The organism is Serratia sp. NFX21, assembly GCF_048517035.1.
GTDB classification, from domain to species: Bacteria; Pseudomonadota; Gammaproteobacteria; order Enterobacterales; family Enterobacteriaceae; genus Serratia; species Serratia quinivorans.
Genome location: NZ_CP183196.1, coordinates 1,512,210 through 1,534,617, shown reverse-complemented (window position 1 = coordinate 1,534,617; position 22,408 = coordinate 1,512,210). Strand labels below are relative to the sequence as shown.

The following is a 22,408-nucleotide window of genomic DNA, read 5'->3' as shown; positions in this document are numbered from 1 at the left end:
CCCAAAATTTAGCCGGGGAATTAAGAGTGCGCGGTCACTTCGGAGCGCGAACAAACCCGGTCATAAATTGCGACCAGCACCAGCATCAGCAGCGACGGCGGCAACCATGCCAACCCTTGATCCGCCAATGGCAGATGATTGGTCCACTCCGGCAGGAAGTGCTGGAAGGTGGACGCTTTCACCGCGTCAAGGATACCAAACAACAGGCTGACTAACATCACCGGCGCGATGATACGCGGCGCGCTGTTCCACCAGCGCTGAGTGAAACTCAGCACCACCAGCACGATACACGGCGGATAAATCGCGGTCAGCACCGGGATAGAGATCTGGATCAGATGGCTCAGGCCCAGGTTGGAAACCAGCATCGAGAACAGACCCAAAATGAACACCAGCGTCTTGTAAGAGAACGGCAGGTATTGGGCAAAGAACTCGGCGCAGGCGCAGGTCAGGCCAACCGCAGTCACCATACAGGCGATAAAGATCAGCGCGGCCAGGAAGAAGCTGCCCAACCCACCGAAGGTGTTCTGTACGTAAGCATGCAAGATCACCGCGCCGTTGGTAGCGTCCGGTACCAGCACACCACTGCCGGAACCCAGCTTGAACAGGCTCAGGTAAACCAGCGTCAAACCGACACCGGCGATCAGGCCCGCCAGAATGGTGTAACGCGTCAGCAATTTGGCATCCTTCACGCCGCGGGAACGCGCAGCGTTAACGATGACGATGCCGAAGACCAGCGCGCCCAGCGTATCCATGGTCAGATAGCCGTTAACGAAGCCGGTAGAGAATGGAACGTTCTGATAGACCTCGGTGGCAGGAATTGGCGTGCCTGCAGGCCAAGCCAGCGCGGCAATACCCAATGCGCCCAGCGCAACAATTTTCAGCGGTGCCAGTACGTGGCCGACGGTATCGAGCAAGCGGCCCGGATACAGAGAGATGCCGATCACCAGTGCGAAATACACCAGGCTGTAAATAAACAGCGGCATGGCACCGTCACCGGTCAGCGGTGCAATGCCCACTTCGAAGGAGACGGTCGCGGTGCGCGGGGTGGCGAATAGTGGGCCGACGGCCAGATAGCAGACGGTCGCCAGCAGCAGGCCGGCGCGACGACCAATTGGCGTGCTCAGGGCGTCAATGCCGCCACCGACACGAGCCAACGCGATCACCGTCATCACCGGTAGACCGACGGCAGTGATCAGGAAGCCGATAGCTGCAGTCCAGACGTGTTCACCGGACTGTAAACCGACCATCGGCGGGAAAATGATATTCCCGGCGCCGACGAATAAGGCAAAGGTCATAAAACCCAGTGCAATAATATCTTTTGACGTTAAACGATGACTCATACGATGTCGTGTTGCCTGTTCAAATGAAAAAAAGTGTCCGATACGTGGTGGCGTTATGCCCCACCCGGTTGCCGGCTTGCCATTTCATCGCGAGACCAAATAAGAGCAGAAAACGCATAACGTCCGGCGTTTTGTCCTTATTCGAAAGTGACCACTCATGATGATGGGCAGAGTTTTAGGAGTTATAAATGGAGGTTTAGTCCGACAACGGGGGCTAAGTTAAACGTTTATAGCGTTGAAAGGCAAGACGCATGACAAAAAGCAGAGTTATAGACCAGATAATCTTTCGGGGCCAGTCGATCATAGTGGCTATCAATAAATATACAATACATGATTTGTATAATTTTTAAGCGACAGATTCACAAAACGTGAAGGCTTTGGCTAATGACCGCGCGAAAACGCCAATAAACAGCCAGTTTTCGCGCAGTCTGAACGAGTTTTTCGCCGTTACCAAACCTGCCGGGCGATATTCACCACGCTTTGCAGTTTATTCCACTGCTGTGATTCACTCAGGCTGTTGCCCTCTTCGGTCGAGGCAAAACCGCACTGGGTACTGAGGCAAAGTTGGCTGTGGTCGACAAACTGCGCGGCCTCCTCAAGACGCTGTTTCACCTGTTCAGGATTCTCCAGTTCACCGTTTTTGGTGGTGATCAGCCCCAGCACCACCTGCTGTTTACCTGGTTTGATAAAACGCAGCGGCTCAAACCCGCCGGACCGTTCATTGTCATACTCCAGGAAGAAAGCGTCGATATTCACCTGACCGAACAGGATCTCCGCCACCGGCTCATAGCCGCCTTCGGAGATCCAGGTGGAACGGAAGTTGCCGCGGCAAACGTGCAACCCAATGGTCAGATCGTCCGGCCTGTCGGCGATCGCGGCATTCAACACATCGGCATAAATACGCGCCAGGCGATCCGGATCCTCTCCGCGCTCGCGGATCTGCCGGCGTTGTTCGTCTGAACACAGATAGGCCCAGACGGTGTCATCCAGCTGCAGATAGCGGCAACCGGCATCATAAAATGCCTTGATCGCATCGCGATAGGTTTGGGCCAGATCGTCGAAATAGGCGTTCAGATCCGGGTAGACCTGACTGTCGATGGCCTTGCGCCCACCGCGAAAGTGCAGCACGCTCGGGCTTGGAATGGTCATTTTCGGCACCGTATCACCGGCAATCGCCTTCAGGAAGCGGAAATCTGCCAGCATCGGATGCTGCGGGTTAAACCCCAACTTGCCGACCACCTTGATGCTGCGCGCCCGGGTTTGCACGCCGTTGAACTGGATCCCCTGCTCCGCGTCATAGCCTTCCACGCCGTCCAGCCCTTCCAGAAAATCAAAGTGCCACCACGCCCGGCGGAATTCGCCGTCAGTCACCACCGCCAGGCCGAGCTCTTGCTGTTTGGCCACCGCCAGACGGATCTGCTGATCCTCAACCGCCCGCAGCTCAGTTGCGTCAATATCGCCTTGCTGAAACTGTTGGCGAGCGGTTTTCAGCGCTGCAGGGCGCAACAGACTGCCGACAACGTCAGCGTGAAAAGCGTGGTTGCAATCGCACATATTATGACTCCCGGTAGCAGGTAAAAGATCGGGCCTTTACCTCAGTAATTGACAGTTTGAATTATTACGCCAGGTTATTATGGACATCCAGACGTCTAAAAAAGATAGGGGGCATGCTGTCATACCCACTGCCGGGCAGCAATAGAAGAATTTTCATCGGTAGTGAGAGAAATTCATGTTGAGGGCGAATCAACGCCCCGAGGGAAATTTATTGCAGACCCAACGCCCGGCGGGTTTTCTGCAAAGTAGCAGAAGGCAGCGGCAGATAGCCGTCATGGTTCACCAGGTTTTGTCCGGTGTCGGACAGGACGCGATCGAGAAATGCGGCGGTCAGCGGCTCCAACGGCTGGTTGGGCGCTTTGTTAATGTAAATATACAGATAGCGCGACAGCGGGTAGCTACCGTTGCGCACGTTGGCATCGTTGGGGGTGACATAGTTTTCGCCGGACTCGGCCAGGGGCAACAGCCGCACGCCGCTGGCGCGAAAACCAATGCTGGCGTAACCGATACTGTTCAGCGAACCGGCCACCGCCTGCACCACCGAGGCAGAACCGGGCAGTTCATTGACCCGTGGCATAAAGTCACCGCCACACAGCGCACGCAGTTTGAAATAGCCGTAGGTGCCGGATGCCGAGTTACGCCCAAAGCGTTGCAGCGCACGCTGCTGCCAATCGCCGTTCAACCCCAGTTCACCCCAGCGCGTCACCGGCTGATTTTCGCCACAGCGCAGGGTAGCGGAGAAAATTCGGTCAAGCTGCTGCAGATTAAGACCGCGCAGCGGGTTGTCCTGATGTACCAGCACCACCAGCGCATCGACGGCGACCGGCACTGCCAGCGGCGCATAGCCATAGCGGTGTTCGAATGCCGACACTTCCGCCGCCTTCATCGGTCGGCTCATCGGCCCCAGTTGCGCGGCCCCCGCAGCCAAAGCGGTCGGCGCAGTTGAGGAGCCCGCGGCCTGGATCTGCAAATTAACGTTAGGGTAATGCTGGCTGAAGTCCTGCGCCCACAGCGCCATCAGATTCGCCAGCGTATCGGAACCGACGCTCGACAGGTTGCCGGACAGCATGCCGTCCGGCTGCGCTAACGCGCCACGGCTCACCAGCAGCGCCAGGCAAAGCAACAGCCCTCGGGTCATTCGGATCATACCAGCCTCTCGCGCGTTAATTTTTCACCGCATTCTCTGACAAAGCTGCGGGTACAATCAACCGGTTAGGCAAGGTAAAGATGAATCGGGTGCCAATCCCCTGCTCACTGAGGATCTCCAGCCGCGCGTCATGGTGGCTGAGCGCATGCTTGACGATCGCCAGCCCCAGCCCACTGCCGCCGGTCTGGCGTGAACGGGCCTTGTCGACGCGATAGAAACGTTCGGTCAGGCGCGGAATATGCTCGGCGGCGATACCCGGCCCATTATCACTGACCTGGAACTGCGCACCGTTGGGCGTCTGTTGCCAGCTCACTTCAATATTGGTGCCCTTTGGCGTGTGATTGACGGCGTTGTACACCAGGTTTGATACCGCACTGCGCAGTTGGTCGTCGTTGCCGAACACCTTGAGCTGTTCGTTCACCCGGAAGCTAATCTCATGGTTGCCGCCGCTCAACGACTGCGCTTCGCGTTGCAACACTCGCAACATCAGTGGGATATCGACCCGTTCGTTCATCTCGACGTTAGGCGCCGCCTCAATCCGCGACAGCGTCAGCAGCTGTTTGACCAGCCCATCCATACGCCGGGTCTGCTCTTGCATGGTGCCCAGCGCTTTGCCGCGCAGCGAACCATCCAGCTCTTCGTCGCTCATCATCTCCAGGTAGCCCTGCAACACCGTGAGCGGGGTACGCAGCTCGTGGCTGACGTTGGCGAAGAAGTTGCGTCGCGCGCCTTCCAGCTGGCGCATTTGGGTGACGTCACGCGCCACCATCAGTAATTGCCCTTCGGAATAAGGCATCACGCGGAATTCGACGTAGTGCTCATTGTTCAACTGCAGCGTCAACGGCCGGGTGAACTCCTGCTGTTGCAGATAGTGGCTGAACTCCGGGTAACGCAGCAGGTTAAGGATGTGCTGACCATTGTCTTCCGGCCAGCGGAAACCCAGCAGATGCTGCGCCAAACCGTTACACCAAAAGATATTGCCTTCGACGGTAGTCATCACCACCGCATCGGGCAGCGATTCCGCGCCGCTGCGGAAGCGTTTGATCAACAGCGCCAGTTCACGCCGCCGACGGCGATTACGCTGCTGCATCTGATAAAGGCCGTAAAACAGCGGTTCCCAGCTCCAGCGCCCAGGGGGCGGCGTCATGCTGCGATCAACCCACAGCCAGTGGGAAAGTTTGAGTTGGTTGTAGAAATTCCATACCAGCGCCGCCAGCACGGAGGCCAGCAGCAACCAGGGCAGATAACCGAAAATCAGCCCCAGCAGCAAGGCAGGCAAGCAGAAAAGGGCCAGCTCCAGGGCCAGCCTCTTCCAGGATAGACGTTCTAGCACGGCATATTCTCCAGCGCGTCGCGATCAGTAGCGCGTTGAGAATCGGTAGCCGGTGCCCCGAACGGTTTGAACCATTTTGTCATGACCACTGGTCTCTAACGCCTTACGGAGCCGACGGATATGCACGTCAACGGTGCGGTCTTCCACATAAACGTTAGTGCCCCAGACGTGATTAAGCAACTGTTCGCGGCTATAAACACGCTCTGGATGAGTCATAAAGAAGTGCAGCAATTTGAACTCTGTCGGCCCCATATCCAGCGCCTGCTCGTTGGCCATCACCCGGTGTGAAGAAGGATCCAGGCTCAGCCCTTGCATTTCAATCACTTCTTCCACCGCCATCGGTGAAATACGGCGCATTACCGCCTTGATGCGCGCCACCAGCTCCTTCGGCGAGAAGGGTTTGGTGATGTAATCATCCGCCCCGACCTCCAGCCCACGGACACGGTCTTCTTCTTCACCGCGTGCGGTCAGCATCATCACCGGAATATCGCGGGTCATCGCTTCACGCTTCATATGTTTAATAAACTGAATGCCGGAACCTCCGGGTAACATCCAGTCGAGCAACACTAAATCAGGGAACGGCTCAGACAGGCGCGTCACTGCGCTGTCATAATCCTCAGCTTCCAACGGTTGGTAACCATTCTGTTCCAACACAAAGCACACCATCTCACGGATCGGCGCTTCGTCTTCCACCACCAGTATGCGTCTTGCCATCGTCAATCCTGCCAATGTGTTAGCGATCACAGTTGATTGCGGGCGCCATTATGCGTCAGTTTTGTGACAGATTTATGAAATAAATAGCCATGAAATAAACCGGGTGTCATAGGCAGTAAGCATAGCGATTATTTCTAATAATACAGAAACATCATATTCCCTTTATAATCCCTGCCATTACTCTATCGCCCCGGGAGTGTCATGCGCCTGATCCACACCTCTGACTGGCATCTTGGCCAGTATTTTTTCACCAAGAGCCGCGCCGCCGAACATCAGGCTTTTCTGCGCTGGCTGATCGAACAGATCGAACAACAGCAGGTGGATGCGCTGATCGTCGCCGGGGACCTGTTCGATACCGGCTCGCCGCCAAGTTATGCCCGTGAGCTGTATAACCGATTCGTGGTGGATCTGCAGCGCACCGGCTGCCAGTTGGTGGTGCTGGGCGGTAACCACGACTCCGTGGCAACCTTGAATGAATCGCGTGAATTGCTTTCCTGCCTGAATACCACCGTGATTGCCAACGCACAGAGCGAAACCGAACAGCAAATTCTGGTGCTGAATCAGCGCGATGGTCAGCCGGGTGCGGTACTTTGTGCCATCCCTTTCCTGCGCCCACGCGATCTGCTCACCAGCCGAGCCGGCGACTCCGGAGTGCAAAAACAGCAGGCGCTGCAAGAGGCTATCGCCGACCATTATCAAAGGCTGTACCAAGCGGCCTGCGCGCGTCGCGATGCGCTGGGCTTGCCACTGCCGATTGTTGCCACCGGCCACCTGACCACCGTGGGCGTCACCACCTCCGATTCGGTGCGCGATATCTACATTGGCACGCTGGACGCCTTCCCGGCCCAGGCCTTCCCGCCGGCCGACTACATCGCGCTGGGGCATATACACCGCGCGCAGAACGTCGCCAAATCCGAACATATTCGCTACAGCGGCTCGCCGATCCCACTCAGTTTTGACGAGTTGGGCAAAGCCAAAAGCGTGTTTATGGTGGATTTCAGCGCGGGCGCTCTGCAACAGGTCACTGCGCTGGAGATCCCCAGCTTCCAACCGATGCAGCTTATCAAGGGTGATTTGGCGCAGATCGAACAACAATTGCAGCAGTTCGCCGATTATCAGGGTGAACTACCGGTGTGGCTGGACATTGAAGTGGCAACACAGGACTACCTTAGCGACATTCAGCGCCGCATCCAGTTACTGGCCGATCAACTGCCGGTAGAAGTGGTGCTGTTGCGCCGCAGCAAAGAACAGCGGCGCCAGGCCATTGAACAGCAGGACAAGGAAACGCTCAATGAACTGAGCGTCAACGAGGTGTTCGAACGGCGGCTGGCGCAGGAGCCTGAAATGGCCGAAGAACGTCGGCAACGAATGAACCAAATGTTCCAGCAGGTGGTCGAGTCCGTGCGGCACAACGACCAGGAGCCGAGCCAATGAAAATCCTCAGCCTGAGATTAAAAAACCTTAACTCCCTGCAGGGTGAATGGAAGATCGATTTTACCGCCGAGCCTTTTGCCAGCAATGGGTTATTCGCCATCACCGGGCCTACCGGGGCAGGCAAAACCACCCTGCTGGACGCCATCTGTCTGGCGCTGTACCACCAGACGCCGCGCCTTAACGTCACGCCGAGCCAGAACGAGCTGATGACACGCCACACCGCCGAATCGCTGGCGGAGGTCGAATTTGAAGTTAAAGGGGTCGGCTATCGCGCCTTCTGGAGCCAGCGCCGCGCCAAAAATGCCCCGGACGGCAACCTGCAGGCACCTAAAGTGGAGCTGGCGCTGCGTGAAGACGGAAAAATTCTGGCGGACAAGGTACGCGACAAGCTAGATATGACCGCCGCGATCACCGGGTTGGACTTCGGCCGCTTCACCAAATCGATGATGTTATCCCAGGGGCAGTTCGCCGCCTTCCTCAATGCCGATGCCAACGATCGTGCCGAACTGCTGGAAGAACTGACCGGCACCGAGATCTACGGCCAGCTTTCCGAGCGAGTTTTCGAACAGCATAAGCAGGCCAGGGCCGATTTGGATGCGCTGCATCAACGCGCCAGCGGCATTGAACTGCTCAATGACGAACAGCGTCAGCAGCTTGAAAACCAATTAATTGAGCTGGGAACGCAGGAAAATACCCTTGGCGAACAGGCCCACCAGCAGCAGCAGGCGCTGAACTGGTTGCAGCAGTGGCAACAAACACAACAAAAACAACAGGAATACCAACGTCAACTGAACGCGGCACAACAAGAACAGGCGGCGGCCGCACCGCAACTGCAGCAGTTGGCGCGCAGCGAGCCGGCAGAAAAACTGCGGCCGTTGCTGAATGAACGTAACCGCTGCCGCAACGATCAGCAGGCGCTGCAACAGCAGATAAGCCAATTAACGCAACAGCAAGAGCAACAGCTAGCCCAGATGGCGCCGTTGCAACAGGCGGTGGAGCAGGCCCGTGCGCAACTGCAGGCGCATGTTGAACACCAGCAGGCGCAACAGCGGCTGATCGACGAGCAAGTCGTCCCGCTCGATCACCAGATTGCCCAGTTACAGAAAACGCAGGCCGAGCTGCAACAGGCGTGCGATAGCGCCGCACTGCAGTATGCCCAGCAAAAAACAGCGCTGGAACAACTCGAGGTTCAGCGAAGCCAGTTGACCGCACAGGCCGGGCAGCATCAGGAAAAACTTAACGGCCTCACCGCCGCGCTGACGGCGCAACAGCAACAACAAAATACGCTGGAAGCCCAGTCGCCCCTGATGGTACTGCGCCAGCGCCAGACCGAACTGGCCGAGCTGCGCCCGGTACGCCAGCAGTTATTTACCCTGTCTTCCCTGTTTAGCCAGGTCAGCGAGCGGCTGGAGCAGCAGCGCCAGGAGTTTGCCGCCCGCCAGACGCAACTCGGCGAACATGAAAAACAGCTCGAAGAGACGCGGCAGCAGTATAAACAGCAAAAAGCCCACCAGACAGACGTGGAGAAAGCCCTCGAGCTGGAACAGCGCATCGTCAGCCTGGAAGCCGAGCGCGCCCGCCTGCAAACCGGTGAACCCTGTCCGCTGTGTGGCTCCTGCAGCCACCCGGCCATTGAGCAGTATCAGGCGGTAAAACCTTCTGAAACCGCATTGCGCCTGGCCCAGATGCGCGCCACAACCGAAGCTTTGTATACTCAGGGCACCGAACTGCGCACCCGTTGCGAAAGCCTGAAAGAACAGCAACAGCGCCAACAGCAGCTCATCACGCAAGACGAGCAACAGTTGGCTACTCACCTGCAGCAGTGGCAAACCCTCAGTACACCGCTGGCATTTGACTTTACCCTGCAAGACGCCGACCGCCTGAGCCAATGGCTGAACGCCTGCGACAACGAAGAACGTCAGGGTCAGGCCGCCCTGTTGCAACACGAACAGGCATCGCACGCCGTGCAGCAGGCCAAAGACCAACTGGCCGCACTGCAAACGCAACAGCAGCAGGCGCACCAAGAGAAAGTCCGGCTGGACGAGCGTTACATCCTGCTGGAGAAAGGCCACGCAGAGGCCCAGTTGCAACAGCAGCGGCTGCAGCAACAGTGGCAGGACGGCGAACGAGTCCTTGGCGAGCAACGTTCGCAGCGTCTGGCTCTGTTTGGTGAACAGCAAATCACCCAGGTGCGCGAACAGTTACGCGCCCGCCAGACGGCCTGCGAGCAGGCCAGCCAGCAGGCGGCCGAACAGTGGCAGAAGGCACAAGAGCAACGCGATCGACTGAGCGGCCAGTTGGCCGGGTTACAACAGCAACTGCTGCAACAGACCGAGCGGCTGCAACAGGCGGAACAAGTGTGGCTACAGGCGTTGGCCGCCAGTGAATTCAGCGATGAAACCGCCTTCAGCGCCGCGCTGTTGGATGACGACCAGCGCCGACAGCTGCAACAGCGCAAAGAGCAGCTGCAACAGCGCCAGGTTGAAGCCAGCGCCCTGCTGGCACAGGCCGTTGACAGCCTGAAACAGCAGTTGCAACAGCGTCCCGAAGGGCTGGATGAGCATCAGACCGATCCCCATGCCCTGAGCCAGAGTCTGGCAGCGCTGGCGCAGCAGTTAAAAACCTTGCAGCTACGCCAGGGCGAAGTGCGCAATCAATTAGAAAGCGACACTGCCCGCCGCATCAATCAGCAGTCGCTGTTTGAGCAAATCAGCCAGAGCCAGAGCCAGTACGACGACTGGAGCTATCTCAATCAGCTTATCGGCTCCAAAGAAGGGGATAAATTCCGTAAGTTTGCCCAGGGGCTGACGCTCGATCACCTGGTGTATCTGGCCAATAACCAGTTGGGACGGCTGCACGGGCGCTATTTGTTGCAACGAAAAACCAGCGATGCGCTGGAGCTACAGGTAGTGGATACCTGGCAGGCGGACGCGCTGCGCGATACCCGCACCCTGTCCGGCGGTGAAAGCTTCCTGGTGAGCCTGGCGCTGGCACTGGCACTGTCTGACCTGGTCAGCCACAAGACCAGTATCGACTCGCTGTTCCTCGACGAAGGCTTTGGCACGCTGGATGCAGAAACCCTGGATACCGCGCTGGATGCGCTCGACAGCCTGAACGCCTCCGGGAAAACCATTGGCGTGATCAGCCACGTGGAAGCCATGAAAGAACGAATCCCGGTACAAATTAAGGTGAAAAAGGTCAACGGGCTCGGCATCAGCCGGCTGGAGCCGCAGTTCCGGCTGGAATAACCCAGCTCTGATTGAGAAAGAGGGTTGCAGCACCGGCGAAAGGGAGCCGGTGCCTAGTGAACCCCAGGGTTAACCCGCTTTAGCGCCGGGCGTCAAACACCCGGATGCCATACTGCGGAAAAGCGGCGTCGGCGGAAACCAACGTCAGCCCTTCGGCCTGCGCCTGGGCGATCAGCATGCGATCAAAAGGATCCTGATGATGCGGCGGCAACTGGCCCGCCTGCTGACCGTGAAAGGCCGCCATCGGCAACGGCAAAAAATCTTCTGCATCAATTATCTCGAAGATATCCTCCGGCAGCGTCAGCTTGCCCTGCGCACGCTTAATCGAAATCTCCCAAATGCTGGCCGCGCTGACATACACCACATTGCCGGGATCGGCGATCTGCCTTCTGGCGTTCTCCCCCAGGCTGGGATCGTCTATCAGCCACCACAACAGCGCATGGGTATCCAGCAGCAGACGTTTCACTCGTCGCCCTCAAACAGTGCGGTGATGTCTGCATCGCCATCATTAAAATTGTCCGGGACGGTGAATTGGCCCCTGGCAGCACCCGGCTTGCGGGTTTGCCCCTTGATGGCCACCAGCTGAACATAAGGCTTCCCTGCTTTCGCTATAATCACGGTCTCTCCCTGTGCGGCTTTATCCGCCAGTTGGCTCAGGTTGGATTTGGCTTCGTGCATATTGGCCTGAATAGGCATACGCGATCTCCTTAGCTAAGTTAGCTAAAGCATAGAGGGGAGTCCAGTTTTTGTACAGGGAATTGATTAAAGCGCGAGCAGGCCCGCGCTTTTTTGCAACGGTAATTAAAGTTGCGGCCACAGCCACGCCGCGCCGCGCACGCCGCTGGAATCGCCGTGAACCGCCTTGCGGATCGGGGTTTCGCATTCGCCACCGAACACCCAGGATTTCACCAACTGCGGCACCCGCTGGTACAACCGATCCACGTTGCTCATCCCCCCGCCCAACACCACCACGTCCGGATCAAAAATATTGATCACGTGCGCCAGCGATTTCGCCAGCCGCAGCTCGTAACGGCTGATCGCTTGCTCCGCCACCGCATCCCCTTGTGCCACCAACGTCATGATTTCATGACCTTTTAGCGGGTTACCGCTCAAACGGGCATAGTCGGTGGCAAAACCAGTACCGGAGATAAAGGTTTCAATGCAGCCCTGCTTCCCACAGTAACAAGGAACCTCAGCGCGAAAACGCAGCTCGTCCTCATCCAACCACGGCAGCGGGTTATGCCCCCACTCGCCAGAGATACCGTTCCCGCCCGAGTGTGCCTGGCCGTTGATCGCCACTCCAGCACCGCAACCGGTGCCGATAATCACCGCAAACACGGTTTGCTTGCCGGCGGCTGCACCATCGGTGGCTTCCGACACCGCCAGGCAGTTGGCATCGTTGGCAATACGCACTTCACGGGCCAGCATCGCCGACAGGTCTTTATCCAGCGGTTGGCCGTTGAGCCAGACCGAGTTGGCGTTTTTGACCAGCCCGGTATAGGGCGACAGCGTGCCGGGAATGCCGACGCCGACCGAGCCTTGCTGGCCGGTATTTTCTTCTGCCAATTTTACCAGACCGGTAATCGCATCCAGCGTTTGCTGATAATCATGGCGTGGCGTGGCGATGCGATGGCGGAACAGTTCCTGCCCATCGTTGGCCAACGCGATCACTTCAATTTTGGTGCCACCCAGGTCGATACCAATGCGCACGATTTTTCTCCTCAATGCACAACAACGTTGCCACAGCCTAATATATTCAGTTGCCAGGATCACTCAATCAGCGCCGAGTGTGACGGTGATGGCAATTTCCGCATCAGACTCACACCGACTGCCGCTTATTAATTAGCCATCGGGTACACTGCATTTAACCAGTTAACTTGTTGATAACATTTTCCGCATCCTAAAATCCGGAGAGCAGCGATGAAACCTGCCGTATTGATCGTCGACGACGATCCTGCCATTTGTGACCTGCTCTGCGATGTCCTCAACGAGCATGTGTTTAGCGTGCATGCCTGCCACCGGGGCAGTGAGGCGTTAACCTTACTCAGCCAGCAACCGGATATTGCTCTGGTGCTGCTTGATCTGATCCTGCCGGACACCAACGGCCTGCTGGTGTTGCAGCAGATCCACCGTCTGCGCCCGGATCTGCCGGTGGTGATGTTGACCGGCCTGGGCTCCGAGTCCGACGTGGTGGTCGGTCTGGAAATGGGGGCCGACGACTACATTGCCAAACCCTTTAACCCACGCGTGGTGGTCGCCCGTGCCAAGGCGGTGTTACGCCGTACCGGTGCGCTGGCGCTGGAGCCGGCCACCGCCGGTCGGAACAAACCCGAAGGCTGGCAGTTCAACGGCTGGTGCCTGGACACTGCCCGCTGCACCCTACACAACCCGCAGCGACAACCGGTCGATCTGACCCAGGGCGAATACGGCCTGCTGCTGGCGCTGGTACAGCACGCGCGCAAAGTACTGACCCGCGATCGCCTGCTTGAGCTGACCCACAGCGAAACGCTGGAGGTGTTCGATCGCACCATCGACGTGCTGATCATGCGGCTACGACGCAAGATCGAGATCAACCCGCATCAACCCGAGTTGATCCGCACCATTCGCGGGCTGGGCTATGTTTTCGCCGCCGACGTCAGCCAGCCGGTGGCTGCCGCCTGATATAATCCTGCAGTTCCGACAAGGGGCGTGCGCCATCGATCGCGTTGGCGCGCAGTAGATTGAACCGCGCACAGGCATGCGCCAATTGCAGCGTCTCTGCCAAAGGCCAGTTTTCATGGCTGGCGTACAGCACCCCGGCGCAGAAGGCATCCCCGGCACCGACGCTGCCGACGATTTCAGTTTCGCCAACCTGCCACGACGGTTGCCAGCGCGCTTCACCGCCTTTCTCCAGTCCATATGCACCTTCCGGGCAGTGGATCACCACTCGCCGCCGCACACCGGCCAGCAATAGCTGTTCTGCGGCCTCGGCCATCAACTGCGGTTGCACCGCGCCATTGGCCGCACGCAAAGCCAGCCCGGTAAACTCACCGGCCTCCAGCTCGTTGATCACCAGATAATCCAGCCAGCGCAGCGCCGGTAGCACCAGCGGTCGATAGCGAGGATCGCCCTGGCGCGACACTAAATCCAATGAAGTTTGATAACCACGCTGCTGCATTTGCGCCAGCAGGCGGGCGCTGCGGGTGCCAAACTCTTCATCCGGGCGATCCAGGCTGTCGAGCAGCAGCAGATAACCCAGATGGAAAATTTTATGTTCACTGTGCAGTTGGTCGAAATCGGCCAGATCCAACTGCCGGTTGGCCCCCGGCGCGTGAAAAAACGTCCGTTGGCCGCCCGGCTCGGTCATCACCTGCGACATGGCGGTCATCGCCGTTTCGCTGCGTCTGACCAGGCCACTGTCGACCCGGTGCTGCGCCAGCATTTGCAGAATGTAGTCACCGTCTGCGTCGCAGCCGATCAACCCGAGCGCCGCCAGCGGTAACCCGGTCTCCATGCGTGCCAACGTCAGCAGCACATTAAGCGGCGCACCGCCGGTAGCGCGCTGGCTATGTTCAATCTCAACCAGCCAGCCCGGCTGCGGCCAGTGCGCAATTTGATGCACATGATCCACCAGCATATTGCCGGCCGAAACAATGCCACGCCGGCTCATCACAACCGCCCGGCGCTGCCGAAAATATGCATTTGCTGCTGCACCACTTCGCTGATCGACTGCTCCACCGCCAGCAACACTTCGGCGAATTCATCGTAAATCGCGTGGCGTTGCGTTATCCGCTGCTCCACCGTCCCCAGCGCCGCCTGCGACATGCCGGTATAGAAATTGATTTTGTGAATTCCCAGGCCAATGGCGCGTTTGAAATCGGCGTCGCTGATGCCGGAACCGCCGTGCAGCACCAGCGGGATCCCCGCCTGCTGCTGGATAGCCGCCAACAGCTCGAAATCGAGCTTCGGCTCGCCTTTATATTTGCCGTGCGCATTGCCAATCGCCACCGCCAGCGCATCAATGCCGGTCAATTCGACAAATTCGCGCGCCCGCTGCGGGTCGGTAAATTTATTGCTGTCGGCCTCGCCGTACAGCGCGCCGCCTTCGTCACCGCCGACCGCCCCCAGCTCAGCCTCAACCGAGACGCCGACCGCGTGACACATGCGCACCACTTCCTGCGTCTGACGCACGTTCTCTTCGTAGCTCAGGCCGGAACCGTCGAACATTACCGAGCTGAATCCCAGCCGCAGCGCCTGCACCACCGCCTCGAAATGCAGGCCATGATCCAGATTCAACACCACCGGGATATCGTGCTGCGCCACTTCGCTTTTAATCGCCGCCACCAGCGACTCCAGCGAGACGTACTTAAAGTGCACTTCGGCAATATTGATAATAAACGGCGATCGCGCCGCCTGCGCCGCAGCAAACAACGCACGCAGGAAATGGCTGTCGAGCACGTTGAATGCGCCCAGCGCATAGCCGTGTTGGCGAGCCTGCGCCAACCCCTGCGCCAATGAAATTAATGCCATGCTGGTTCTCCTTAAGCGATAAAGCGCAAATATTCATGACACAGCAACCACTGCGGTGGCTGGTCCTCTTCAATCTGGCTAAAGCGGCTGAGCGGCTGCAGGAAACGGTTGTCGTTATCGTCATCGTTTACCGTCGAGACTTCCCCTACCAAAACGTCTCCGAAGCCCTCTTCGCCCCAGAAACTGTGATAGATACCCGGCGTGAGACAGATGCTTTCTCCCGGCGCCAGGCGCAGGCGCGAACCGGCAGCGTGGGTCTGTCGACAGCCATCCAGTGTCACGGTCACGGCGGTCTCGGCCAGCCCTTCCCGAGAGTCTGCGTTGTGCAGTTCAACGATCAGGTTGCCGCCGCCACGGTTAATAATGTCTTCCCGCTTACGCCAGTGGAAATGCATTGGCGTCACCTGAGCTTCGCGGCAATGCATGATTTTCTCCGCATAGCCTTTGGCATAAGGCTGCCCGCCGGGTGAACCGTTGCGCAGGGTAAACAGCGTTAGCCCCTTGCGGGCAAAATCATCGTCGCCGAACGCCGTGACGTCCCAACCCAGTTTCAGGTCAAACACCTCCTGCCACGGCTGGCGATCGAGCTGCTGCCAGGCCGAGGGGCTAAAATGGGCGAAGGGCGGCAGCTGGACGTCGAAACGGGCAAAAAAGTGTTGAGTTTGCTGCAGAATTTGATTCACGGCGGAACGGTTCATGGTACCTCCGCAAGCGGTAGAGGAATGAGGGGCCCAGTCTGGCAGGCCCCGCCGATAACAGGTTATTTCACCGTCCAGCCTTTGTAGCTGCCGATATTGTTTTTATCGATCATGGTTACCGGGATCAGCACCGGCGCGGTTGGCGCAGGTTTACCCTGCAGAATGTCGTAACCGATCTCGACCGCCTTGGCCGCCATCACCTGCGGATCCTGCGCCGGCGTCGCGACAAACAGCGATTTTCCGCCACGCTTGAGCGCCTCTTCACCGTCCGGCGATCCATCCACGCCAACGATAAAGAACTCGCTGCGCTGCGCCTGTTTGGCGGCCAGATCGGCACCGATCGCCGTAGGATCGTTAATCGCAAACACGCCGTCGATCTTCGGATTGGCCGCCAACAGCGCGGTCATGATCTCCAGCCCGCCTTCACGGCTGCCCTTGGCATTTTGGTTATAGGACAGCAGCTTGATCTCCGGGTGTTTCTTCAGTTCGGTCATGCAGCCTTCGACCCGGTTTTGTACCGCGGACACCGGTGGCCCGTTGATGATCACCACGTTGCCCTTCTCTTTCAGGCGATCGCTGATGTATTTACAGGCCATGGCGCCGGCCTGGGTGTTATCCGAGGTGATAGTGGCATCGGCACCTTCGGCCGCCACGTCAACCGCCACTACCACGATACCGGCATCCTTGGCGCGTTTTACCGCCGGGCCGATACCCTTGGAATCCGCGGCGTTCAGGATGATCATGTCAACCTTGGCAGCGATAAAGTTATCGATCTGCGCCACCTGCTGGCCGAGATCGTAACCGCTCGACACCAGCGTCACGTTGACCTTATCGCCGGCCAACTCGCGCGCCTTCATTTCTGCACCCTTGGTGATCTGTACGAAGAACGGGTTGGCCAAATCGCCCACCGTCACCCCAATCGATTTCAACTCTTTTGCCTGCACCAACGAGGCACTGCCGAGCGCGGCAGTAACCAGCAAAGCGGTAATCAATGGCTTGAAACGCATAGTGTTTTCCTCATTATTTTCCGATCTACGAAAACCTGCCCCGGTGGGCGCCGACATTTCTTTATCACTCACCCCGCAGCTTGAAAGACACCGGGTAAGTTAGTGTTGGTAGTTGCGGGTGCGATATTTGTCGATTAGCACAGCTATGATGATCACCGCCCCCTTGATCACCAACTGCCAGAAGTATGAGACGCCCATCAGCGTCATGCCGTTGTTCAGGGTGGCGATAATCAGCGCCCCCACCAGCGTGCCGGTAATGGTGCCAATGCCGCCGACAAAGCTGGTACCGCCGAGGATCACCGCGGCAATCGCATCCAGCTCATAGCCCATGCCGAGGTTGCCGTTGGCGCTGTACAAGCGTGAGGCACTCATTATTCCCCCCAGCCCAGACAGCAAACCGCTCATGCCGTAGACGAACAGCAGCACCGCACCGACCTTAATCCCGGTCAGGCGTGCCGCCTGCATGTTGCCGCCCACCGCGTAGATATGAACTCCCAGCGTAGTGCGGCGCAGAATGAACCAGCACAGCGCGATCACGGCAAAGGCGATAATCACCAGCCAGGGGATCGGCCCCAGATACGAGTTACCGATCCATTCGAAACTGATATCGGAATTGATGATGGTGGTGCCGTCGGCCAGCAGATAAGCCGCGCCGCGCAGTGCGGTATAGGTCCCTAGCGTGACAATAAAGGGTGGTAAACCGGCGTAGGCCACCAGAAAACCGTTAAACAATCCCATGCCCAAACCGGCCAGCAGCGCCAGTGGGATAGACAGCCCGGTCAGGCCCGGCATCAGTGAAACCGCCATCGCCACCACCGCCGTGGTGCCCAGCATCGAGCCAACAGAAAGATCGATACCGCCGGTCAGGATGATGAAGGTCATACCCGCCGCCAGCACGATGTTAATCGACGCCTGCCGGGCAATATTCAGCAGGTTGGCGTCGGTAAAGAAATTCGGTGCGACAAAGCCGAAAACGGCGACGATCAGGATCAATATCGGCAAGATGCCGACGGTTTGCATCATATCGCCCAACAATGCCCGTTTCAGCGTGGGATTTTTTGCGGCGGGTGGCAGCGGGTTCGAAGTCATGACAGGCTCCTTGAGCGTAGGGATAGAATTATTCATGGCTGGCCGCCTCCAGGGCGGGTTCGACGCCGGTGGCCAGCGTCATAATGCTCTCCTGGCTGATCTCTGCGCCGCTCAATTCCCCGGCAATACTGCCTTCGTGCATCACATAAACCCGGTCACTCATGCCAACCACCTCGGGCAGTTCACTGGAGATCATCAGGATCGCCACTCCCTGCTGCGCCATCTGACTCATGATGCGATAAATTTCGCTTTTGGCACCCACGTCAACGCCGCGAGTGGGCTCATCGAGGATCAGAATACGCGGGCCGATCGCCACCCAGCGTGAAATCAGCAGCTTCTGTTGGTTGCCGCCGGACAACCCACCGGCCCGCACCTGAGCATGCGGCACGCGGATATTCAGCAGGCCGATGGCGTCGCTGGAAATACTCTGAGCCTTACGCCGATTCAGCAGGCCATAACGGCCGTCACGCTCCAGCGTCGCCATCACGATATTTTCATGCGCTGCCAGATCGAGAAACAGGCCCTGCTCTTTGCGGTTTTCGGTGAGAAAACCGATGCCCAGCGCAATGGCGTCACGCGGTGAACGGATATTGACCGGCTTACCGTCAATTTCCACCGTACCGCCGCTGGACTTGCGCACGCCGAAAATCAGCTGCGCCAGTTCGGAACGGCCGGCGCCCACCAGCCCGGCAAGGCCGACGATCTCACCGGCACGCACCTGCAGGCTGACCGGCTTTACTTTCTTGCCGTCGGTCAGGCCATGCAGCGTCAGGCGCGGTTCGCCCACCGCAATGCCCTGCTCCTTGTTGAACAGATCGCTCAACGGGCGGCCCACCATCATGCGTACCAATTCACTGGCGGACAGTTTGTCGCGCATCAGGCTGCCAACGTACTGGCCGTCGCGCAGCACGCTAACGCGATCCGACAGCTCGTAGACTTCCGCCATGCGATGGCTGATGTAAATGATCGCCATCCCCTCATCGCGCAGACGCTTGATCAACTCAAACAGCCGATGCGTCTCACGCGAAGAAAGTGCCGCCGTCGGTTCGTCCATCACCAGGATGCGGCTGTTGCGGTGCAACGCGCGGGCGATTTCCACCTGCTGCTGTTCGGCAATGGTTAATTTCATCACCCGATCGCCGGCGCTGAACTGCGCGCCCAAACGATCGATGACTTTCTGTGCTTCCAGCAACATCTGCTGGCGCTTCACCAGGCCGCCGCGCTGGATCTCGCTGCCCAGAAAAATGTTCTCCGCCACCGTCAGATTCGGTGCCAGATTCATTTCCTGGTAAATCAGCGTGATGCCCGCCGCCAGGGCATCTTTTGGCCCTTTAATGGCAAACGGCTGCCCATCGATAAAAATTTCCCCGCTGCTGGCGATATAAGCGCCGGCCAATATTTTCATTAAGGTGCTTTTACCCGCGCCGTTTTCACCCATCAGCGCGTGGATCTCACCGCTATAAACCGTCAGGTTGACGCCCTTCAGCGCATAAAACTGACCAAAACTCTTGGCGATGTTGTGCATTTCCAGGATCGGGGTCGCGCTCATCGTCATACCTCGGGTTGCGGTTCGGATTGAGTGCAGTTAACCACGCATAAATAAATGCAAAATGTCAGCGGCCGTTCATCTTTGTCATATTGTTAATGGGACGGGGATTTATAATGCGGACAGTCAGTTACGGGGGATCCAATGCGCAGACTGCCTTTCCTTGCCGGTGCACGTGGGCGCCTGCTGATGTTCAACCTGTTGGTGGTGGCGGTGACGCTGATGGTCAGCGGCGTGGCGATCGTCGGCTTTAACCATGCGGGCAAGCTGCAGGAACAAGTTCAGGCGCAAACGCTAAATGAGATGAACGGCAGCATGGCGCTGAGCCGGGATACTTCGAACGTGGCGACCGCCGCCATTCGGCTATCGCAGGTGGTGGGTGCGCTGGAGTATCAGAGCGAGTCAGCCCGGCTGAAGCAAACCCAGCTGGCGCTGCAGGCCTCGCTCAGCCGACTGGCGGACGCTCCGCTGGCACATAGCGAGCCGGAGCTGGTTCAACGCATCATCAGCCGCAGCAACGCGTTGGAAACCAGCGTGACCCGCATGCTGGATCTCGGTCACGCACGGCATCTGCAACGCAATATCCTGCTCAGTGGGCTGTATCAGGCGCAGAGCACGCTGCGGCATATCGCCAGCCTCAACCAACGTAATAATCAGAACCCGCCCTCGCTGCCGCTGCTGAGCCAGATCGACCGGCTGCTGGCGATCGCCATTCAAACCCCGACGCCCAAGGCCGCCGCCCAGCAACTCGACAGCGTGATGGCCTACTGGCCGCAGCACAGCCCGGATGCCTTGGTCGACGAGAAAATGCGCCAGTTTCGCGACAGCGAACAACGCCTGCTGCCCGAAACGCTGGAGCTGGAGCAAAGCGATCTGGCCCTGGCCTATTACACCTACCATATCAAAGCCTTAGTGGCGATGCTCAATGACGACATCAATCTCTACGTACAGAAGGTGGCAGACGAGTCGGAGCTGCGCACCCATCAAACCCATCGCGAACTCAGCTCCATCAGCTGGTTTATCGGCCTGTTCGCGCTGCTGGCGCTGGTGATTACCGGCTTCGCCGGGTGGTATATCTACCGTAATCTGGGATCGAACCTGACGGCGATCGCCGGTGCCATGACGCGGCTGGCGCGCGGCGAACGTGAGGTCAGTGTGCCTGCGCTGCAGCGCCGTGACGAACTGGGCGATTTGGCGCGGGCATTCAACGTCTTTGCACGCAATACCGCCTCGCTGGAGCAAACTTCTCGCCTGCTGAAAGAGAAAAGCACCCAGCTCGAAACCACCTTTCTGGCAATGCGCGACGGCTTTGCGCTGTTTGATAACGACGGCCAACTGGTGGTATGGAACCCGCAATATCCGCTGCTGCTGGGGCTAAACGAACACCAGTTGCACCGGGGCCAACACTACCGTGAACTGCTGCAACACGTGACGCCCCCGGCGGGTCAGCGCTGGGAAGCGGTGCTGGCCAACCTGTCCAGTGAACTGCCGCAGCCGCAGGAACTGCGCCTGAGCGACGGCCGCACCGTCGAGCTGCGCTTCAGTCCGGTGCCCAATCGCGGCGTAGTTAACGTGGTATTGGAACGCACCGAGCGCAAAGCGCTGGAAGAGGCGCTGCTGCACAGCCAGAAAATGAAGGCGGTCGGTCAGCTCACCGGCGGCCTGGCGCATGATTTTAACAATCTGCTGGCGGTGATTATCGGCAGCCTGGAACTAACCACCCAACAGACTCAGGACGCCCAAACCGAACAGCGTATTGCCCGGGCTCTGAAGGCCGCCGAACGCGGTGCACAGCTCACCCAGCGGCTGCTGGCATTTTCGCGTAAACAGGCGTTGCATCCGCAGGCCATCACGCTACAGACGCTGGTAGAAAACCTGCAGGAATTGCTGCGTCATTCACTGCCCACGACGTTGTCTCTAAGCATTGAGACTCAGCGACCCGGCTGGCCGGCGTGGGTGGATGCCAATCAGTTGGAAAACGCGCTGATCAACCTGGTAGTCAATGCCCGGGATGCCATGGAAGGCCGCAGCGGCGTGGTCAAGATCCGCATCTATAACCAACGAGTGGTGCGCAGCGGTGGCAAAAAACAGGACATGGTGGCGCTGGAGGTGATCGACACCGGCTGCGGCATGTCGGAGGAAGTGAAAGCGCAGGTGTTCGAACCTTTCTTCACCACCAAGGCAGTGGGCAGCGGCAGTGGGCTGGGGCTGTCGATGGTCTACGGCTTTGTTCGCCAGTCCGGCGGCCGGGTGCAGATTGAAACCGCACCGGGAGAAGGCACTCTGGTGCGCCTGCAACTGCCGCGCGCCCCGGCACCGGCAATCGCCCAAGCACCGCCCCTGCCGCTCGAAGAAAGCGACGGCACCGACAGTCTGGTATTGGTGCTGGAAGATGAAAATGACGTGCGCCATACGCTGTGCGAACACCTGCATCAGCTCGGCTACCTGACGCTGGACTGCGCAGACAGCCATGAAGCGCTGGCGCTGCTGCGCCAGACGCCGGATATTGGGGTGCTGGTCAGTGACCTGATGCTGCCGGGCGAACTGGACGGCGTGCAGGTGATTGGGCTGGCGCGAGAGATTAATCCGCGCCTTACCGCGCTGCTGATCAGCGGCCAGGATATACGCCGTCACCACGAAGACACACTGCCCAACATTGAACTGCTGCGCAAGCCTTTCAGCCAGCGGCAACTGGCGTTGGCACTGCAACGGGCACGCCGCTCAAACGCGGCCGCTGACGCAATTCGGAGGGAATGAGGCGATTTTTCGCCCCTGATTCGTTATTATGC

General features: G+C 58.5%; 18 protein-coding genes. 4 read left to right on the top strand and 14 right to left on the bottom strand.

Translation table 11 applies throughout. The features are described from left to right. Positions 1-20 precede the first annotated feature (20 nt). From brnQ to phoB, 5 genes are all read right to left on the bottom strand, one after another. Entirely contained in the window at positions 21-1,340 is a 1,320-nt protein-coding gene (brnQ, locus tag ACNT1W_RS07210) for a branched-chain amino acid transport system II carrier protein (RefSeq protein WP_012005486.1), read from the bottom strand. A 447-nt stretch (positions 1,341-1,787) separates the two neighbouring features. Beyond that, positions 1,788-2,894, bottom strand: coding sequence for a cobalamin-independent methionine synthase II family protein (locus ACNT1W_RS07205; RefSeq protein ID WP_261099011.1), 1,107 nt, complete (start codon positions 2,892-2,894; stop codon positions 1,788-1,790). Between the two features lie 208 nt (positions 2,895-3,102). Further along, positions 3,103-4,041: a PstS family phosphate ABC transporter substrate-binding protein gene (locus tag ACNT1W_RS07200; RefSeq protein WP_012005484.1), complete on the bottom strand. Its 939-nt coding sequence runs from the start codon at positions 4,039-4,041 to the stop codon at positions 3,103-3,105. 16 nt (positions 4,042-4,057) lie between these two features. Beyond that, positions 4,058-5,374: a phosphate regulon sensor histidine kinase PhoR gene (gene phoR / locus ACNT1W_RS07195; protein WP_012005483.1), complete on the bottom strand. Its 1,317-nt coding sequence runs from the start codon at positions 5,372-5,374 to the stop codon at positions 4,058-4,060. Between the two features lie 24 nt (positions 5,375-5,398). Further along, positions 5,399-6,088: a phosphate response regulator transcription factor PhoB gene (gene phoB, locus ACNT1W_RS07190; protein ID WP_012005482.1), complete on the bottom strand. Its 690-nt coding sequence runs from the start codon at positions 6,086-6,088 to the stop codon at positions 5,399-5,401. 201 nt (positions 6,089-6,289) lie between these two features. Here phoB and sbcD point away from each other — a divergent pair, with 201 nt between their 5' ends. Both sbcD and sbcC read left to right on the top strand, forming a co-directional pair. Then, positions 6,290-7,522, top strand: coding sequence for an exonuclease subunit SbcD (gene sbcD, locus ACNT1W_RS07185; RefSeq protein ID WP_012005481.1), 1,233 nt, complete (start codon positions 6,290-6,292; stop codon positions 7,520-7,522). Continuing rightward, positions 7,519-10,770 carry an exonuclease subunit SbcC gene (gene sbcC / locus ACNT1W_RS07180; RefSeq protein ID WP_419246577.1) on the top strand — a complete coding sequence of 1,084 codons (3,252 nt, stop codon included), beginning with the start codon at positions 7,519-7,521 and terminating at the stop codon, positions 10,768-10,770. Before sbcD ends, sbcC begins: the two co-directional genes overlap by 4 nt. Before the next feature lie 79 nt (positions 10,771-10,849). Here the strand turns inward: sbcC and ACNT1W_RS07175 are convergent, their stop codons facing one another. The 3 genes from ACNT1W_RS07175 to mak form a co-directional block, all read right to left on the bottom strand. After that, complete coding sequence (locus ACNT1W_RS07175; protein WP_112363955.1) at positions 10,850-11,236, bottom strand: type II toxin-antitoxin system VapC family toxin; 387 nt, start codon at positions 11,234-11,236, stop codon at positions 10,850-10,852. Then, on the bottom strand, positions 11,233-11,466 hold the full coding sequence (locus ACNT1W_RS07170; RefSeq protein ID WP_012005478.1) for a type II toxin-antitoxin system Phd/YefM family antitoxin: 234 nt from the start codon (positions 11,464-11,466) through the stop codon (positions 11,233-11,235). Before ACNT1W_RS07170 ends, ACNT1W_RS07175 begins: the two co-directional genes overlap by 4 nt. Positions 11,467-11,571: 105 nt before the next feature. Continuing rightward, on the bottom strand, positions 11,572-12,480 hold the full coding sequence (gene mak, locus ACNT1W_RS07165) for a fructokinase (RefSeq protein WP_261422888.1): 909 nt from the start codon (positions 12,478-12,480) through the stop codon (positions 11,572-11,574). A 210-nt stretch (positions 12,481-12,690) separates the two neighbouring features. On the opposite strand from mak, the gene ACNT1W_RS07160 reads away from it, so the two are divergent. Next, a complete protein-coding gene (locus ACNT1W_RS07160; protein WP_012005476.1) occupies positions 12,691-13,431 on the top strand; it encodes a response regulator in 741 nt (246 codons plus the stop codon). Here the strand turns inward: ACNT1W_RS07160 and ACNT1W_RS07155 are convergent. From ACNT1W_RS07155 to ACNT1W_RS07130, 6 genes are all read right to left on the bottom strand, one after another. Further along, on the bottom strand, positions 13,406-14,419 hold the full coding sequence (locus tag ACNT1W_RS07155; protein WP_419246576.1) for a carbohydrate kinase family protein: 1,014 nt from the start codon (positions 14,417-14,419) through the stop codon (positions 13,406-13,408). The two genes, ACNT1W_RS07160 and ACNT1W_RS07155, sit on opposite strands and share 26 nt — an antisense overlap. Further along, complete coding sequence (locus ACNT1W_RS07150; protein ID WP_419246575.1) at positions 14,419-15,279, bottom strand: ketose 1,6-bisphosphate aldolase; 861 nt, start codon at positions 15,277-15,279, stop codon at positions 14,419-14,421. The genes ACNT1W_RS07155 and ACNT1W_RS07150 overlap by 1 nt, the downstream gene beginning before the upstream one ends. An 11-nt stretch (positions 15,280-15,290) precedes the next feature. Continuing rightward, entirely contained in the window at positions 15,291-15,977 is a 687-nt protein-coding gene (locus ACNT1W_RS07145) for a D-lyxose/D-mannose family sugar isomerase (RefSeq protein ID WP_012005473.1), read from the bottom strand. 62 nt (positions 15,978-16,039) lie between these two features. Then, positions 16,040-16,984 (bottom strand): ABC transporter substrate-binding protein, encoded by a 945-nt coding sequence (locus ACNT1W_RS07140; protein WP_012005472.1) that lies wholly within the window; start codon positions 16,982-16,984, stop codon positions 16,040-16,042. Positions 16,985-17,083: 99 nt separating this feature from the next. Then, a complete protein-coding gene (locus ACNT1W_RS07135) occupies positions 17,084-18,073 on the bottom strand; it encodes an ABC transporter permease subunit (protein ID WP_419246574.1) in 990 nt (329 codons plus the stop codon). Between the two features lie 28 nt (positions 18,074-18,101). Further along, positions 18,102-19,622, bottom strand: a complete 1,521-nt coding sequence (locus tag ACNT1W_RS07130; RefSeq protein ID WP_112363959.1) for a sugar ABC transporter ATP-binding protein — start codon at positions 19,620-19,622, stop codon at positions 18,102-18,104. A 141-nt stretch (positions 19,623-19,763) separates the two neighbouring features. Here ACNT1W_RS07130 and ACNT1W_RS07125 point away from each other — a divergent pair, with 141 nt between their 5' ends. Continuing rightward, on the top strand, positions 19,764-22,376 hold the full coding sequence (locus tag ACNT1W_RS07125; RefSeq protein ID WP_419246573.1) for an ATP-binding protein: 2,613 nt from the start codon (positions 19,764-19,766) through the stop codon (positions 22,374-22,376). Positions 22,377-22,408: the final 32 nt, after the last annotated feature.

Excerpts from the sequence above, each read along its gene's own strand:
- ACNT1W_RS07150 (WP_419246575.1), bottom strand. The coding sequence starts at position 15,279 with ATGGCATTAATTTCATTGGCGCAGGGGTTGGCGCAGGCTCGCCAACAC.
- ACNT1W_RS07160 (WP_012005476.1), top strand. The coding sequence starts at position 12,691 with ATGAAACCTGCCGTATTGATCGTCGACGACGATCCTGCCATTTGTGAC.
- ACNT1W_RS07125 (WP_419246573.1), top strand. The coding sequence starts at position 19,764 with ATGCGCAGACTGCCTTTCCTTGCCGGTGCACGTGGGCGCCTGCTGATG.
- ACNT1W_RS07130 (WP_112363959.1), bottom strand. The coding sequence starts at position 19,622 with ATGAGCGCGACCCCGATCCTGGAAATGCACAACATCGCCAAGAGTTTT.
- phoB (WP_012005482.1), bottom strand. The coding sequence starts at position 6,088 with ATGGCAAGACGCATACTGGTGGTGGAAGACGAAGCGCCGATCCGTGAG.
- ACNT1W_RS07145 (WP_012005473.1), bottom strand. The coding sequence starts at position 15,977 with ATGAACCGTTCCGCCGTGAATCAAATTCTGCAGCAAACTCAACACTTT.
- ACNT1W_RS07170 (WP_012005478.1), bottom strand. The coding sequence starts at position 11,466 with ATGCCTATTCAGGCCAATATGCACGAAGCCAAATCCAACCTGAGCCAA.
- ACNT1W_RS07140 (WP_012005472.1), bottom strand. The coding sequence starts at position 16,984 with ATGCGTTTCAAGCCATTGATTACCGCTTTGCTGGTTACTGCCGCGCTC.
- ACNT1W_RS07205 (WP_261099011.1), bottom strand. The coding sequence starts at position 2,894 with ATGTGCGATTGCAACCACGCTTTTCACGCTGACGTTGTCGGCAGTCTG.
- sbcC (WP_419246577.1), top strand. The coding sequence starts at position 7,519 with ATGAAAATCCTCAGCCTGAGATTAAAAAACCTTAACTCCCTGCAGGGT.
- ACNT1W_RS07135 (WP_419246574.1), bottom strand. The coding sequence starts at position 18,073 with ATGACTTCGAACCCGCTGCCACCCGCCGCAAAAAATCCCACGCTGAAA.
- ACNT1W_RS07155 (WP_419246576.1), bottom strand. The coding sequence starts at position 14,419 with ATGAGCCGGCGTGGCATTGTTTCGGCCGGCAATATGCTGGTGGATCAT.
- ACNT1W_RS07200 (WP_012005484.1), bottom strand. The coding sequence starts at position 4,041 with ATGATCCGAATGACCCGAGGGCTGTTGCTTTGCCTGGCGCTGCTGGTG.
- sbcD (WP_012005481.1), top strand. The coding sequence starts at position 6,290 with ATGCGCCTGATCCACACCTCTGACTGGCATCTTGGCCAGTATTTTTTC.
- brnQ (WP_012005486.1), bottom strand. The coding sequence starts at position 1,340 with ATGAGTCATCGTTTAACGTCAAAAGATATTATTGCACTGGGTTTTATG.